This window comes from Sphingomonas anseongensis (assembly GCF_023516495.1).
Taxonomy (GTDB): Bacteria; Pseudomonadota; Alphaproteobacteria; order Sphingomonadales; family Sphingomonadaceae; genus Sphingomicrobium; species Sphingomicrobium anseongensis.
Map to the genome: position 1 here is coordinate 1531907 of NZ_JAMGBC010000001.1, position 14068 is coordinate 1545974.

At 64.5% G+C, this 14068-nt stretch carries 17 protein-coding genes; 6 read left to right on the forward strand and 11 right to left on the reverse strand.

From position 1 onward, the window contains the following. The first annotated feature begins 4 nt into the window (after nt 1-4). Nucleotides 5-1093 carry an alpha/beta fold hydrolase gene (locus LZ519_RS07885; RefSeq protein WP_431358110.1) on the forward strand — a complete coding sequence of 363 codons (1089 nt, stop codon included), beginning with the start codon at nt 5-7 and terminating at the stop codon, nt 1091-1093. On the opposite strand, the gene LZ519_RS07890 is transcribed toward LZ519_RS07885, so the two are convergent. From LZ519_RS07890 to pdxH, 4 genes are read right to left on the reverse strand one after another with little or no spacing between them, the layout of a single operon-like run. Beyond that, entirely contained in the window at nt 1065-1535 is a 471-nt protein-coding gene (locus LZ519_RS07890; RefSeq protein ID WP_249868142.1) for a YybH family protein, read from the reverse strand. The two genes, LZ519_RS07885 and LZ519_RS07890, sit on opposite strands and share 29 nt — an antisense overlap. After that, entirely contained in the window at nt 1532-2311 is a 780-nt protein-coding gene (locus LZ519_RS07895; RefSeq protein WP_249868143.1) for a PhzF family phenazine biosynthesis protein, read from the reverse strand. Before LZ519_RS07895 ends, LZ519_RS07890 begins: the two co-directional genes overlap by 4 nt. Beyond that, entirely contained in the window at nt 2308-3267 is a 960-nt protein-coding gene (locus LZ519_RS07900; RefSeq protein ID WP_431358093.1) for a cation diffusion facilitator family transporter, read from the reverse strand. Before LZ519_RS07900 ends, LZ519_RS07895 begins: the two co-directional genes overlap by 4 nt. Next, a complete protein-coding gene (gene pdxH, locus LZ519_RS07905; RefSeq protein ID WP_249868144.1) occupies nt 3264-3848 on the reverse strand; it encodes a pyridoxamine 5'-phosphate oxidase in 585 nt (194 codons plus the stop codon). Before pdxH ends, LZ519_RS07900 begins: the two co-directional genes overlap by 4 nt. 160 nt (nt 3849-4008) lie before the next feature. Between pdxH and LZ519_RS11590 the strand changes: the two genes are divergently transcribed. Both LZ519_RS11590 and LZ519_RS07925 read left to right on the forward strand, forming a co-directional pair. Next, entirely contained in the window at nt 4009-6195 is a 2187-nt protein-coding gene (locus LZ519_RS11590; protein WP_283937306.1) for a TonB-dependent receptor, read from the forward strand. Between the two features lie 91 nt (nt 6196-6286). Then, on the forward strand, nt 6287-7213 hold the full coding sequence (locus tag LZ519_RS07925) for a cation diffusion facilitator family transporter (protein WP_249868145.1): 927 nt from the start codon (nt 6287-6289) through the stop codon (nt 7211-7213). Nucleotides 7214-7313: 100 nt separating this feature from the next. On the opposite strand, the gene LZ519_RS07930 is transcribed toward LZ519_RS07925, so the two are convergent. The 6 genes from LZ519_RS07930 to LZ519_RS07955 form a co-directional block, all read right to left on the reverse strand. Further along, entirely contained in the window at nt 7314-7547 is a 234-nt protein-coding gene (locus LZ519_RS07930; RefSeq protein WP_431358094.1) for a hypothetical protein, read from the reverse strand. After that, on the reverse strand, nt 7544-7939 hold the full coding sequence (locus tag LZ519_RS07935) for a PspC domain-containing protein (protein ID WP_249868147.1): 396 nt from the start codon (nt 7937-7939) through the stop codon (nt 7544-7546). Before LZ519_RS07935 ends, LZ519_RS07930 begins: the two co-directional genes overlap by 4 nt. Before the next feature lie 16 nt (nt 7940-7955). After that, nucleotides 7956-8651 (reverse strand): phage shock protein PspA, encoded by a 696-nt coding sequence (gene pspA, locus LZ519_RS07940; protein WP_249868892.1) that lies wholly within the window; start codon nt 8649-8651, stop codon nt 7956-7958. Between the two features lie 76 nt (nt 8652-8727). Beyond that, a complete protein-coding gene (locus tag LZ519_RS07945) occupies nt 8728-8865 on the reverse strand; it encodes a hypothetical protein (protein ID WP_249868148.1) in 138 nt (45 codons plus the stop codon). A gap of 419 nt (nt 8866-9284) precedes the next feature. After that, nucleotides 9285-9566 carry a DUF3297 family protein gene (locus LZ519_RS07950; protein ID WP_249868149.1) on the reverse strand — a complete coding sequence of 94 codons (282 nt, stop codon included), beginning with the start codon at nt 9564-9566 and terminating at the stop codon, nt 9285-9287. A 32-nt stretch (nt 9567-9598) separates the two neighbouring features. Further along, complete coding sequence (locus LZ519_RS07955) at nt 9599-10030, reverse strand: SixA phosphatase family protein (RefSeq protein WP_249868150.1); 432 nt, start codon at nt 10028-10030, stop codon at nt 9599-9601. Nucleotides 10031-10189: 159 nt separating this feature from the next. On the opposite strand from LZ519_RS07955, the gene LZ519_RS07960 reads away from it, so the two are divergent. From LZ519_RS07960 to LZ519_RS07970, 3 genes are read left to right on the forward strand one after another with little or no spacing between them, the layout of a single operon-like run. Beyond that, nucleotides 10190-11458, forward strand: a complete 1269-nt coding sequence (locus LZ519_RS07960; RefSeq protein ID WP_249868151.1) for a 3-methyl-2-oxobutanoate dehydrogenase (2-methylpropanoyl-transferring) subunit alpha — start codon at nt 10190-10192, stop codon at nt 11456-11458. 8 nt (nt 11459-11466) lie between these two features. Beyond that, nucleotides 11467-12471, forward strand: coding sequence for an alpha-ketoacid dehydrogenase subunit beta (locus LZ519_RS07965; protein ID WP_283937464.1), 1005 nt, complete (start codon nt 11467-11469; stop codon nt 12469-12471). Further along, nucleotides 12471-13763 (forward strand): dihydrolipoamide acetyltransferase family protein, encoded by a 1293-nt coding sequence (locus LZ519_RS07970; protein ID WP_249868153.1) that lies wholly within the window; start codon nt 12471-12473, stop codon nt 13761-13763. The genes LZ519_RS07965 and LZ519_RS07970 overlap by 1 nt, the downstream gene beginning before the upstream one ends. Here the strand turns inward: LZ519_RS07970 and LZ519_RS07975 are convergent. After that, nucleotides 13760-13999 (reverse strand): DUF6582 domain-containing protein, encoded by a 240-nt coding sequence (locus LZ519_RS07975; RefSeq protein ID WP_249868154.1) that lies wholly within the window; start codon nt 13997-13999, stop codon nt 13760-13762. The two genes, LZ519_RS07970 and LZ519_RS07975, sit on opposite strands and share 4 nt — an antisense overlap. Nucleotides 14000-14068 lie beyond the last annotated feature (69 nt).

The window sequence follows — 14068 nt, forward strand, 5'->3', positions numbered from 1 at the left end:
GATGATGACACCGCTCCTGCTGCTCGCTTCGCTTGCTGCCCAGCCGGCCACTGCTGCCGCTCCGCCGCCGCCCCCCGCTGTCGCCCAGAAGGCCTGGCCGACGAAGGAAGGCGACGTTGTCCTGAAGGACTTTCGCTTCCGCGACGGCGAAACCCTGCCGGAGCTTCGGATCCACTACACGACGCTTGGAAGCCCGCACCGCAACTCTTCGGGTGCGATCGACAATGCGGTGATGGTGCTCCACGGCACCGGGGGAACCGGCAAGCAGTTCCTCCGCCCGCAATTCGCCGATGAACTGTACGGCCCGGGCCAGCCGCTCGACATCGGCAAATATTGGATCATCCTTCCCGACAATATCGGGCACGGCGGATCGTCGAAGCCCTCGGACGGGCTTCGCATGAAATTCCCCAAATACGACTATGACGACATGGTCGAAGCGCAGCATGCGATGCTGCGCAAGCTCGGGGTTGAGCGGCTTCGGCTGATCATGGGTACGTCGATGGGCTGCATGCACATCTTCGTCTGGGGCGAGACCTACCCGGATTTCGCCAAGGCGCTGATGCCGCTCGCCTGCGAGCCGATCGAGATCGCCGGCCTGAACCGCATGTGGCGGCAGATGGTCATCGATGGGATCGAGGCCGACCCGGCGTGGCAGAAGGGCAATTACAGCGCCCAGCCCACGCAGGGCCTCCGCACCGCGGAATCCATCCTGATCATCGCCGGAAGCGCGCCGCTCTATCAGCAGGCTCAATACCCGACGCGCGAGAAGGCGACGGCCTATGTGCGGCAGGCCATCCCGAGCGCCATCAAGGACCTCGACGCCAACGACATGATCTACCAGTTCGATTCGTCGCGGAACTACAATCCGTGGCCGCGGCTGGAGAAGATCACCGCGCCGGTCATGTGGGTGAACTCGGCGGACGATTTCATTAATCCGCGCAACCTCGCCGTCCCGCAGGAGGCGGTGAAGCGGATGAGCAATGCCCGCTTCCGGCTGATCCCGGAGAGCAGTGAAACGCACGGCCACGGAACCCACACGTGGGCGAAGTTCTGGAAGGCCGACCTTATCGAGCTTCTGGAGCGGACGAACTAGGCTCCACGTCATAAGCGGAAACGTGGTTCATCGTGATGAGCCAGCGGCCGTGGAATTTCTTGAACAGGCGAGTGTTGACGCCCTCCGTGACACGCTTTCCGCGGACGAGCCGGTACTGGCCGACCAGCATTGCCGCATCGGGCGACAGCAGGTCCACCTTTATGTTGTAGAAGTGGAGAGTGCCGCGCCGCTCGGCCGATCCGCCATAGTCGCGGATGTAATGGTCGAGCGTGCCCTGCCAGCTTTGCTGGAACTTGCCGCCGGAGACGAAGACCACGTCGGGGTTCTTGAAGCCGGCCATATAGCCCTTGAAGTCGCCGCGGTTCCACGCGGACTCCATCCGGCTGATCGTCCTCAGGATGGCCGCCCGGTCGCTGGTCGGAGTCGCGTGAACCGTAGAGCCGACGGCAAGAAAGGCGAGCAGGGCGAGCAGAAGCTTCAAAGCTGAAAATGCCCTTCGATGACGGTGACGCAGTGGCCGCCGAGAATGACTCGCTCGCCGGCGTCGCGGCAATGAAGGAGACCGCCGCGCTTGCTCGCCTGGAAGGCGGTGAACTCGCGCCGGCCGAGCCGCTTCGCCCAGAACGGGACGAGCGCGGCGTGCGCGGACCCGGTCACCGGGTCCTCATCTATGCCGTGGTAGGCGGCGAATACCCGGCTGACCACGTCCTGTTCGATACCGGGCGCAGTGACCATCACCAGCCGATCGAATGCCTTTAGCGCCGCGAAATCGGGTTTCACCGCACGAACCGCGGCCTCATCCGCGAGGAGAATGATCGCGGCATTGTTGCCGCCTTCGCTCGCGAAACTTTCGCCCGAAACTCCGAGCGCTTCCTGGATTCGGGGGAGTTCGGCCGGCGCGACCTGATAGGCTGGGAGGTCCAGCTCGAGCAGGTCGCCGTTGCGCCGCGCGACCAGCACGCCGGACTTCGTCGCGAAGCGCACCTTGTCGCCCTTTATCAGCACGTGCCCGGACGCGATCGTCGCGTGGCCGCACAGGTTCACTTCCGTCGTCGGAGTGAACCAGCGCAGTTCATAGTCCGCCTCGTCGCCGTCGGAGGGCAATGTGAAGGCGGTCTCGCTAAGGTTGTTCTCGGCGGCGATGCGCTGCATCAGCTCGTCGTCGAGCCAATGGTCGAGCGGCATCACCGCGGCCGGGTTGCCGGTCAGCGGCTGCTCCGCGAACGCATCCACCTGAAAGAAAGGCAGGGTCATCATCGCGGCTGCTCCGTAATGTGCGAGGGAAGCAGCCCCTCGCGGTCGGTGTGCCCTTCAGGATCGAGATGGATCAGGATTTCGGTCGCCGGGAATTGCTTCTCGAGCTGCTGCTCGATCGCGTCCATTCGGTCGTGCGCTTCCCTCACCGTCCAGTGCGGTGGCACCCAGACGTGGAACTGAACGAAATGATGAGTTCCGCTCGTCCTCGTTCGAAGGTCGTGAAGCCCCTCCAGCTCCGGATACTTTCTGGCTGCGGCCAGGAATCGTTCGCGCTGCTCGGTGGGCCATTCGCGGTCCATCAACTGGTCGAGCGCGCGCGAAGACGACTTCCACGCGCCCCACGCGAGCCACAAGGCGATGAGCAGCCCGAACACCGCGTCGGCGCCGACGATCCCGGCATATTGGTCGAGCACAAGGGCAACGATCACCGACGCGTTGAGCATCAGGTCAGACGCATAATGCAGCCGGTCGGTGGCAATCGCGACCGAGCCCGTCCGGCGGACCACGTGGCGCTGGTAGGCGATCAGGGCGAAGGTGAAGAGGATCGCGATCAGCGACACGGCGATGCCGAGCTCCGCGGCGGCCGTCTCGACTCCGGCGACCAGCCGCTCGATCGACCGCCACCCGATGAACAGCGCCGAGATGCTGATGATGATTACCTGCATCAGAGCCGCAAGCGCCTCTGCCTTCCCGTGGCCGAAGCGGTGCTCGCGGTCAGCGGGCTGCGCCGCAACGCGAACTCCGAGAAGGACGACGAGACTCGCCACCAGGTCGAGCGTGCTGTCAGCGAGCGAGCCGAGCATCGCCATCGACGAGGTGCTGTACGCCGCCCAGGATTTCAGGCCGATCAGGAGCACCGCCATTGCGATGCTTGCGAAGGCCGCACGCGACGCGAGCGCAGCCCGGTCGGCACCGTGGGCCTGTTTGTTAGGTTGGTGGTGGGGAACGTCGCTCACGGGTAGAGGAGGCCTTGCGTCCAGCCGCCGCCGCTACGCGTGAACACGCGCCGCTCGTGAAGACGGTGGGGCATGTCGGTCCAGAACTCGAAATGCTCGGGCACGACCCGAAATCCGGACCAATAAGGCGGGCGCGGGACCTCTTGTCCCTCGAACTTGTGCTTCATCTCCTCGTAGCGCGCCTCGAACGTCGCCCGGTCCGGCAGAGGCCGCGACTGGTCCGAAGCCCAGGCGCCTAGCTGCGAGTACCGCGATCGGGTGGCGAAGTAAGCATCGGCCTCCTCGACTCCCACTTCTTGCGCGTTTCCCTCGATCCGCACCTGCCGGCGAAGCGACTTCCAGTGGAATAACAGCGCGAGGTTCGGATTGGCGGCGATCTCCTCGCCTTTTCGGCTGGCGTAATTGGTGAAGAAGACGAAGCCGTCCGGACCGTGGCTCTTCAGCAGCACCATCCGCACCGAAGGCTGCCCGTCCGGCGTCGAAGTCGCGACCGCCATGGCTTCGGGAAGCTCGGGCTCGCTCGACCGCGCCTCGTCGAACCAGCTGTCGAACAGCGCCAGTGGATCGTTCGCTTCGGCCATTCCGGGGCCTTATCCGGCGCGGCGCTTCAGCCGCAAGCCCGCAGCGGTTCGGCGAACTGAAAGCTCCGTTTGCCGAATAGGCCGCCGCGTTGCTTGTTACGATGTATCATTCTTTGTAAGCGCGGCGCGCCTCATCAAATTCGTTCGGGGATTCCACTCCATGACGCGCTACTTGCTTGCGACTGCCGCAGCGATTGCCTTTACCTCCGCCCCAGCCTGGGCCGCGGACGCTCCGACAGCCAAAAGCACGACCGACACGGCGAGCACCGGAGGAGCAGCGGCCGCCGAGTCCCCGACGCCGGGTTCGGCGCAAGGCGCTCACCCCGATACGGACCAGGCGATTGTCGTTACTGGGGTTCGTCGTACCGCCGGCGACGTGCTCGGCTCTGTATCGATCCTCGACGAGGAGAAGCTGACGAACGAGGTGCGGCCGAGCATCGGCGAGACCCTGGCGTCGCAACCCGGAGTCACAGCTTCGAGCTTCGGCCCGACCGCGTCGCGCCCGATCCTGCGCGGCCTTTCCGGCGAGCGGGTCCGGATTCTCGTCGACGGGATCGGAAGCCTCGACTTGTCCGCGTCGGACCCGGACCATGCGGTGGCGATCAACCCTTTGACGGCCGAGCGCATCGAAGTGCTCCGCGGACCCTCCGCTTTGCTGTTCGGCTCCTCGGCAATCGGCGGCGTGGTCAACGTTATCGATACCCGGATCCCGCGATCCGTGCCAACCGGGCCGGTGAAGGTAGACGCGCTCGCCTCCTACGGGAGTGCCGCCGACGAGCGCTCCGGTACCGCGTCGGTCGACGTCCCGCTCGGCGGGCATTTCGTCGCCCACGCCGACGGTTCCTATTCCAAGTTCGACGACCTCGAGATCGGGGGCTTCGTTTTGTCGAAACCGCTTCGCGAGCAGGCTGCGGCGAGCCCTGACCCGGAGATTCGCGAGCTCGCCGACCTCAAGGGCAAACTCCCGAACACGGCCGGTCGGATCGACGACATCGCCGGCGGCCTCGCCTATGTGGACGGAGCGCTCAACATCGGCGTCTCCTACAATCACCACGACGCGAAATACGGCGTGCCGATCCGCTTCTCGCTCGATCCGTCGATCGAGCCCGAAGTGCCGACTATCGACGCTCATCAAGACCGGGTTGACGCCCGAGTGAACGTTCCGATCGGCGGCTTCTTCAACGCGTTCGAGTTCCGCGGCGGAGCCTCAAAATACCGTCACAACGAGATCGAGGAGGACGGTGAGATCGGCTCCCGTTTCTTCAGCAACGGCCAGGAGATGCGTGCGGACTTGGTCCAGAGCGCTCGCGGCGGATGGGGCGGCACGACCGGCGTTCAGTTTCTCCACCAGGACGCGCGAATCCGCGGCGACGAGAAATATCTGCCGGACAGCGACAACCGGCAGTTCGGGTTGTTCACGCTGCAATCGATCGTCCGCGGACCCATACGTTTCGAGGCCGGCGCCCGCATAGAGTTCAGCCGCCTGGAGGCGGACGAGGACGAGGTCATCGCCGAGATCGGCGAGGAGCTCGAAGGCGAGATGGAGGATGTTCCGGAGATCGGCGAAGAGCCTATCTCGCGCTCCTTCACCGCCGTGTCGCTCTCCGCCGGCGCCAATTACGAGATCGCGCCGGGCTGGCGCGCCGGCCTCTCGCTCGCGCACAGCGAGCGGGCACCATCGATCGATGAGATGTTCTCGCTCGGGCCGCACGGCGGAAGCCAGCAGTTCCTGATCGGCAACCCCGACCTGAGCAAGGAGCGGAGCAACTCGATCGAGCTGAGCGTGCACCGCACAAACGGGCCACTGCATGTCCAGGGCAGCGTCTACTATAGCCGCTTCGGAAGCTTCATCTATCAGGCTCCGACCGACGAGATGGAGGACCGGCTGCCCGTCTACGAATATCGCCAGGGCAAGGCCGACTATTACGGCTTCGAGCTGGAGAGTGACGCAAAGTTCGGCAACGCCTTCGGAGTCGACTGGGGCGGCGAGCTGGTGACGGACGCCGTTCGGGCGAAGATCAGGGGCTTTGGCGATGCCCCGCTGATCCCGCCCTTCCGAGTTCTCGGCGCGCTGACCGGCTCACGAGGCCAGATCGACGGCCGGCTGGAGGTGGAGCATGCTTTCGGTCAGCACCGTACCGCGCCCAACGAAACGCCGACCCCCGGGTTCACCTTGGTCAACGCGTCGGTCGATTGGCACCCGTTCGCGGCCAACCCGGAGCTGTCGCTATCGCTCCAGGCCAACAACCTGTTCGACGTCGATGCGCGGCGCTCGACAAGCGTGCTCAAGGATTTCGCCCCGCTCGCGGGCCGCGACATCCGCCTGACCGCGCGAATGAAATTCTAGCTAGACCGGCGCGTTATCCCGCGATGATATAATATTTCTAGTAAAGTCATTGACTTAGCAACCAAGGCCTCGTTACGGCCGAGTAAAGTCCATGGCATCCCACAGTCAATCAACGCCTCACGAACACGGCCATGGCCATTCGCACGCGCCGAACGATTTCGGGCGGGCGTTCCTGATCGGCACGACTCTCAACCTCACTTTCGTGGTCGTCGAAACCGTCTTCGGCTTTATCGCGAATTCGACGGCCCTGCTGGCCGATGCAGGCCACAATCTGTCGGATGTCCTGGGGCTGCTGATTGCGTGGGGCGGCGCCGTGATGGTCCGGCGGCGACCGAGTTCGCGCTTCTCTTATGGGCTGAAGAAGACGTCCATCCTCGCCGCCCTGATCAATGCCCTGGTCCTTCTCGTTGCGGTCGGTGCGATTGCCGCCGAGGCCATCCGCCGACTGCGGATTCCCGAAACTGCCGACGGGTTTGTGGTCATGCAGGTCGCGGTAGTCGGCGTCGCAGTCAACGGCGTGACCGCCTGGCTGTTCGCCAGGGGCCGGGAAAAGGACATCAACATACGCGGCGCCTATTTGCACATGATGGCCGACGCGGCCGTGTCGGCCGCGGTCGTTCTCGCCGGACTGCTGATCTACCTCACCGGCGAAAGGTGGATCGACCCGGTCGTCAGCCTTGCCGTTGCCGCCGTCATCCTGTGGGGCACATGGAGCCTTCTCACCGAATCGCTGTTCATGACCCTGGCCGGAGTGCCCAAAGGGATAAACCCCGAGCATGTTTCGAAAGCCCTTGCCGAGCTTCCCGGAGTCGAGGGGACCCACCATCTCCATATCTGGCCGCTCAGCACCACCGAGACCGCGCTGACAGTGCACCTCGTTGTCGCTGACGAAGTGGATCGGGACAGGATCCTGCGACAGGCGAATGCCTACGTGCACGAGCTGTTCGGAATCAGCCACTCGACAATCCAGGTCGAGCATCGGGACGAGGCCGATCACGCGGGCCGGGATTGTTGCTAGTTAGCCGGACATAAAAGAGGCGGCCCGGGGGCTGAGCCCGAGCCGCCTCGCGCGCCGCGTCTCTTGGGGAGGAATAACGCGGGCTGGGGAGCGTGTTTTCCTAGAGGTCTATTCCGGCTGCGATGGCTTCCAGCTTGCGGACCCGCTCCCTGAGGTCCGCCAGCTCGATCCGGTTGCCCGCGGGGGGAAGATGTCCGTCCGCGAACGAGTGAGTCAGTTCGAGCCGCTTGAGCTCCAGCCAGGCATTCCATCCCTTGAGGCCTGCCAGTGCGGCCGTACCCAGGGCTGCAAGAACGGTTCCGGCAACCAGTCCAATCGAAAGAGGGTCCATCACTTGTCCTCCCGCAGCGCTTCGATCTCGCGCGCAAGATCATTGTTGGGTTTGGAAATATGGTCCTCGATCGCCATCAGGCGGCGGTCGATGGGGTCCAGCTCGGTCCGCATCGCGTGCACCGACGGGCGCACCTTCGTTGCGAAATCCATCTTGTCGTAGTCGCTGACGCGCGGGCCTTCGTTCATCAGCCGGCGCTTCTGCACCGCGAACCAGATTCCGAGGCCGGCGTAGAGCGCGAGGGTCAGCTTGAAGCTGATGATCAGCGCCGCGGCGACGAATGCGACCCGAAGGAAGGTGGGGTCGACCCCGAACTGCTCGCCAAGCTTTGAGCAGACACCGACGAGCTTCGAGTCCCGGCGGTTGAGCGAGTAACGATATGTCTTGCGAGCCATCTTCAGTCCCCCTTCCTCAGTTCTTCCTGGCCGCGAGCGCGGCCTTCATCTCTTCGAGCTCGGCATCGACCTTCTCGGCCGACCTGAGCTCGGCGATCTCTTCCTCGAGGCTCTTCGGGCCGGTGAGGCCAAGCGCCTCGGCGCGTCCTTCGGCGAAGTCTGCGCGGCGCTCGAGGATCTCGAACTTGCTGAACGCATCCTCCGTCCGGCTTCCGTGCAGAAGCTCGCGGGCCTTTGCCCGGGTCACTGCGCTTTCCAGCCGGTGCTGGATCGAATTCTGCCTCGAGCGGGCTTCGCGAAGCTTCGCCTGGAGCCGGGCGATGTCCGCCTCATAGCTGCGGAGCACCTGTTCGATCTCGGCGATCTCCTCGGCCAGGCCCTCGGCCATGTCGGCGGCATTCTGCCGCTCGGTGAGGGCGGCCTTGGCCAGGTCCTCGCGGCCCTTGCTGAGCGCCAGCTCCGCCTTCTCGGTCCAGTTCGCCTGGATTTCGAAAAGCTTCTGCTGCGACCGCCGCATTTCCTTCATGTCGGCGATCGACCGGGCCGCTGTCGCCCGAACCTCGACCAGAGTCTCTTCCATCTCCATGATGATCATTCGGATCATCCGGGCCGGGTCTTCCGCCCGGTCGAGAAGCTCGGTCATGTTCGCCGCGAAGATGTCGCGAGCGCGGCTGAACACTGGGCCGCTGAGCCAGCTAGCAACCGGAGCCATCCGCGTTGTTGCGGTTTCGGGCTCAGTCACCAGCACCGGAGTGCGGACCGGAACCTTCGCTTCGAGGATTTCGAGCTCAGGCATTGATCGAGGACTGCGTCTGGGCAACGGCGACATGCGCCGGAGCGATCGCCGAACCAACCGCGACCGAGCTCATCAAAAGCGCGCCGAGGGCGGCGATGAGGGTCCGAGTGATGGTCGTCTGACCGGACATTTCTAATCTCCCTTTTTTCGGGCCTGCTGGTTTGCTTGCGGGCCGATGAACATTGCTATTCAAGGGCCGTGCCAAACCAGCAAAACCGCCAAAAATTGTTTGGCCGATCGATTGGCGAGGGGAGAAGTGGGATGATGCGCCACGCCGCCTTGGCGCAATTTCCCAACTGCGATGGAACCGTGCCCAACCGCCGGCGCTTGGAGCCACAGGCCAATTCAGAAAGGCACGGTTATGTTGGGTAAAATTGCAGGAGCGCTACTCGGCAAGCGCATTGCCGGCCGCCAGTCGGGCGCGAAGGGCGCGATCCTCGGATACGGAGCCGCGGCTCTCGCCCGCCGGAGCGTTCCGGCGCTCGCCGCAGTCGCTTTAGCCGGCTGGGCTTTCAAAAAGGTCCGTGAGCGACGCCAGCATGAGCCGGCTTATCCCTCCGACGCGTCGCCGTCGCCGCCTTCGGGCTGAGCCTCGACGTAGGGCTCGACCTGCCCCTTGAGCGTGATCGTCATCGGGTTGCCGTAGCGGTCGCGGCTCCGGCCGGCCGGGATCTTTATCCAGCCTTCCGATACGCAATATTCCTGGACGTTCGTTTTTTCCTGCCCGTTGAACTTGATGCCCACGGGGTTCTTCAGGATCTCGCCGTCGAAATACGGGCTTCGTGGGTCGAGCGAAAGCCGGTCGGGCAGCGGGTTCTTGTCTTCAGCCATTGCCAGCGCCTAGCGCCGCCGCTCCGCCATCGTCAACGCACGGGGATGGCGACGACCTTCCCGTCGGCCTCGACTTCATAGACGGTTCCAAAGTCGCTGTCGGACAGCGGCGCGGGCTTTGCTCCTCCGAACATCTCGACGAGATCGGGCACGGTGTTGCTGTGCCCGACGACGAGCGCCGATCCGGAGGTGCTCCGCACGGCGGCGAGAAGCGCCGGCGGATCGCTGGGGTTGTAGGGCGTGACCGCCAGGCCGAGCTGGGCGGCAAGCGGCGCCGCAGTTTCTATCGCGCGTTTGGTCGGAGTCGCGAATATGGCCGTAACTCCCTTGTCCTTGAGCATTGCCGCGAGGCGCCGAGCGTTCGCTGCGCCCTCGGCGGTCAGCGACGGATCCGTGCCCTCGCTTTTTTGGAAATGCCGGACGACGAAGACCGATTTCGCCGCGGGAACGGGTGCGGTCTGCATTGGCTGACTCGCACAGCCTCCGAGCGCAATTCCGGCCACGGCAAGCATAACTGCAACCGCCAGCATCCGCCCAATACTTCGCATATCACGGGCGATGTAAAGCATACTTGTCTTCCCCTGTTGCCGCTTGGCCGACTCGCGATTAAGCGCCTCAACCAAATGCGAGACAAGGACAACCCAAAGAAGGCGAACCGGCCCGAGCTCAGGCTTCACGTGCCTGAGCCGCCGTTCCGCCCCGGCGACACGCCGGACTTCTCGTCGCTCAAGGTCCCAGCTGCCGGTTCGACCCCGCGGCCGGACATTGCCGTCGCCGCCGCCGAGATCGAGCCGCTGGCGAAAGGCCTGGTCCGGGTCCTCGACGACGATGGCGCGGCCGTCGGACCGTGGGACCCCAAGCTCGACGCGGACACCCTTCGCAAGATCCTGCGCGACATGGTCACGGTGCGGATCTTCGACGACCGCATGTACCGCGCCCAGCGCCAGGGGAAGACCAGCTTCTACATGAAGGCGACGGGCGAGGAGGCGATTGCAACCGCCACTGCAGCAGCGCTCGACCGCGAGGACATCAACTTCCCGACCTATCGCCAGCAGGGGCTACTTGTCTCGCGGGGCTATCCGCTCGTCGAGATGATGTGCCAGATCTATTCCAACAAAGGCGACAAGCTCCGCGGGCGCCAGCTGCCGATCATGTATTCGTCCAAGGAGCACGGCTTCTTCACCATCTCCGGCAATCTCGGGACCCAATTCCCGCAGGCGGTCGGCTGGGCGATGGCTAGCGCGATCAAGGGCGACAGCCGGATCGCAGTCGGCTGGATCGGCGACGGAGCGACGGCGGAAGGCGACTTCCACGCAGGGATGACGTTCGCCGCGGTCTACAACGCTCCAGCGATCTTGTGCGTCGTCAACAACCAGTGGGCGATCTCCAGCTTCTCGGGAATCGCCGGGGCGGAGAAAGCGACATTCGCCCAGCGCGGAGTCGGCTACGGCCTTCCCTCTCTTCGAGTGGACGGCAATGACGTCCTGGCCGTTTATTCCGCGGTTCGCTGGGCTGCCGACCGTGCGCGCTCCAACCTGGGGGCGACCCTGATCGAGTTTTTCACCTATCGCGCGGAGGGCCATTCCACTTCGGACGACCCGACCGGCTATCGTCCCGCCGGCGAGGCCAAGGCCTGGCCGCTCGGCGATCCCATCGAGCGGCTGAAGGCGCACCTCCTCGCGCTCGGCGAATGGGACGAGGAGCGACACGAAGCGATGCGTGCGGAGTGCGACGCCGAGGTCAGGGCGGCCCAGAAGGAAGCTGAAAAGATGGGCGTCCTGCCCGAGCAGGGCCGCGACAATATCGAGAGCATGTTCGACGACGTCTATGCCGACGTACCGTGGAACCTCGTCGAGCAGCGCGACCAGGCTGTGTCGGAGGGCCGCGACTGATGCCCGCGATGAACATGATCCAGGCGCTCAACAATGCGCACAAGGTCGCCATGGAGCGCGACGGGGACATCGTCGTCTATGGCGAAGATGCCGGCTATTTCGGCGGCGTGTTCCGGGTGACCGAGGGCCTGCAAAAGCAGTTCGGCAAGACCCGGGTGTTCGACGCGCCGATCAACGAAGCCGGAATCGTCGCCACGGCCGTCGGAATGGCGGCTTACGGCTTGAAGCCGGTGATCGAGATCCAGTTCGCCGACTATATCTACCCGGGCTACGACCAGATCGTCAGCGAAGTCGCCAAGATCCGCTATCGCACCGCCGGCGAATGGGCGATGCCGATGGTGATCCGCTCGCCCTACGGCGGCGGTATCTTCGGCGGGCAGACGCACAGCCAGAGCCCGGAGAGCCTGTTCACCCATATCGCGGGCCTCAAGACAGTCATCCCGTCGACGCCTTACGACGCCAAGGGCCTTCTCATCGCGGCGATCGAGGACCCGGACCCGGTGATCTTCTTCGAGCCCAAGCGGATCTACAACGGTCCCTTCGACGGCCATCACGACAAGCCGGTGAAGCCGTGGGCCAAGCACCCCGCGAGCGAGGTGCCCGAGGGTCATTACACCATCCCGCTGGGCAAGGCCGCGGTCGTTCGCGAAGGCGCGGACCTGACCGTTCTCGCCTACGGCACGATGGTCCACGTCGCGCTCGCAGCGGTCGAGGAAAACGGCATCGACGCCGAGGTCATCGATCTTCGAAGCCTGGTCCCGCTCGACATCGAGACGATCGAGGAATCGGTGAAGAAGACGGGCCGCTGCGTCGTTGTCCACGAAGCGCCGCGCAACACCGGCTTCGGAGCCGAGCTGACTGCGCTGGTCCAGGAGCGCTGCTTCTATCACCTGGAGGCTCCCGTCGAGCGCGTGACCGGATGGGATACGCCTTACCCACATGCCTACGAATGGGCCTATTTCCCCGGTCCCAAGCGATTGAAGAAAGCCCTCGAGAAAGTGATGGCCGACTGATGGCGAAATTCGAATTCAAGCTGCCGGACATCGGCGAAGGCATTGCCGAAGCCGAGATCGTCGCCTGGCACGTGAAGGTCGGCGACGAGGTCGCCGAGGACCAGCAGCTCGCCGACATGATGACCGACAAGGCGACCGTCGAGATGGAATCCCCGGTAGCAGGCAAGGTCGTCCAGCTTGCCGGCGAGGTCGGCGATATGGTGCCGATCGGCTCCGTCCTAGCGGTGATCGAAACTTCGGCAGCGGTTGCCGAGGACCGCTCCACCGAAACTGCCGCCGAGAGCAAGTCCGAGCGCCCGCTGGGCGACGGCGCGGTGCAGCCGACAAAGGCGCAGGAAGAGGAAATGCCGGTCACGGCGGTCGAGCCTGCGCCGGCGAAACCCGCACCCGCTCCGGCTCCCCAGCCACGCCCCGAACCGGAAGTTGCGGCCGGCGCCGCCCACGTGCTCGCCTCGCCCGCAGTTCGGGCCCGCGCCCGCGACCTCGGAATCGACCTTGGCCAGGTCAAGGCGAGGGACTCGCGGATCCGCCACTCGGACCTCGATTCCTACATCCTCCACCAGGGCGGGAGCGTGTCTGCCCGAGGCGCGGGCTCATCGCGGCCGGACGAGACGATCAAGGTCGTTGGCCTTCGCCGCAAGATTGCCGAAAACATGGCCGAGGCGAACCGGCGGATCCCGCACTTCACCCTGGTCGAGGAGTTCGACGTCACCGCGCTCGAAGAGACTCGCGCGATGATGAACCGCGACCGCGGCGACAATCCAAAGCTGACGCTGCTCCCGTTCCTGGTCACCGCAATGTGCCGGGCGCTGGCCGATTATCCGATGCTCAACGCGAGCTTCGACGACGAGGCGATGACCGTCACCCGTCACGGCTCGGTCGACATGGGAATCGCCACGCAGACTCAGAACGGCCTGATGGTTCCGGTCATCCGGGGCGCGCAGGGCCTGACCGTCTGGCAGCTGGCCTCCGAGATCGGCCGCCTCTCCGACGCCGCCCGCAACAACAAGGCGAGCCGCGAGGAACTGACCGGCCCCTCGATCACAATCTCCAGCCTTGGGCCGATGGGCGGGATCACATCGACCCCCGTCATTAACCCGCCTCAGGTGGCGATCATCGCGGTCAACAAGATCGAGGAGAAGCTGGTCCCAATCGACGGCGAAATCGAGATCCGCAAGCGGATGAACCTGTCGCTGTCCTGTGACCACCGCGTGGTGGACGGCTGGGACGCCGCCAATTTCCTTGCGGACATGAAGCCGCTGATCGAGAATCCGCTGAGGCTTCTGAGCTAGTCCTTCAGCTCTCGCCAACTTTTCTCGCTCAGCTCCACGTCATGCTTCTTCGCGGCCTTCTTGATCCGCTTCCACGCTTCGTCGCGCTCTGAATCGCTGACGCCTTCGACCTGGTTGAACCGGGCGACCGCATTGCGGACGTGGTCGGCATCGTTGAGGGGCTCCTTGCGCTCCTTCGGAAAGGCATATTGATCGTCGTCGAGACGGTCGCGCTGCTTTTCGTTGAGCTCGGACATGTGATCATCCTCCTGCGAAGGTAACGATCCGGCGGCCCGGCCGGTCCTCGCCGCTTGCCGTTCCGTGCA

Bases quoted from the DNA above. Each gene is read 5' to 3' on its own strand.
- LZ519_RS07965 (WP_283937464.1), top strand. From the start codon at position 11,467: ATGAACATGATCCAGGCGCTCAACAATGCGCACAAGGTCGCCATGGAG.
- LZ519_RS07925 (WP_249868145.1), top strand. From the start codon at position 6,287: ATGGCATCCCACAGTCAATCAACGCCTCACGAACACGGCCATGGCCAT.
- LZ519_RS07960 (WP_249868151.1), top strand. From the start codon at position 10,190: ATGCGAGACAAGGACAACCCAAAGAAGGCGAACCGGCCCGAGCTCAGG.
- pdxH (WP_249868144.1), bottom strand. From the start codon at position 3,848: ATGGCCGAAGCGAACGATCCACTGGCGCTGTTCGACAGCTGGTTCGAC.
- LZ519_RS07970 (WP_249868153.1), top strand. From the start codon at position 12,471: ATGGCGAAATTCGAATTCAAGCTGCCGGACATCGGCGAAGGCATTGCC.
- LZ519_RS07975 (WP_249868154.1), bottom strand. From the start codon at position 13,999: ATGTCCGAGCTCAACGAAAAGCAGCGCGACCGTCTCGACGACGATCAA.
- LZ519_RS07950 (WP_249868149.1), bottom strand. From the start codon at position 9,566: ATGGCTGAAGACAAGAACCCGCTGCCCGACCGGCTTTCGCTCGACCCA.
- pspA (WP_249868892.1), bottom strand. From the start codon at position 8,651: ATGGCTCCGGTTGCTAGCTGGCTCAGCGGCCCAGTGTTCAGCCGCGCT.
- LZ519_RS11590 (WP_283937306.1), top strand. From the start codon at position 4,009: ATGACGCGCTACTTGCTTGCGACTGCCGCAGCGATTGCCTTTACCTCC.
- LZ519_RS07945 (WP_249868148.1), bottom strand. From the start codon at position 8,865: ATGTCCGGTCAGACGACCATCACTCGGACCCTCATCGCCGCCCTCGGC.
- LZ519_RS07935 (WP_249868147.1), bottom strand. From the start codon at position 7,939: ATGGCTCGCAAGACATATCGTTACTCGCTCAACCGCCGGGACTCGAAG.
- LZ519_RS07955 (WP_249868150.1), bottom strand. From the start codon at position 10,030: ATGCAGACCGCACCCGTTCCCGCGGCGAAATCGGTCTTCGTCGTCCGG.
- LZ519_RS07895 (WP_249868143.1), bottom strand. From the start codon at position 2,311: ATGATGACCCTGCCTTTCTTTCAGGTGGATGCGTTCGCGGAGCAGCCG.
- LZ519_RS07885 (WP_431358110.1), top strand. From the start codon at position 5: ATGACACCGCTCCTGCTGCTCGCTTCGCTTGCTGCCCAGCCGGCCACT.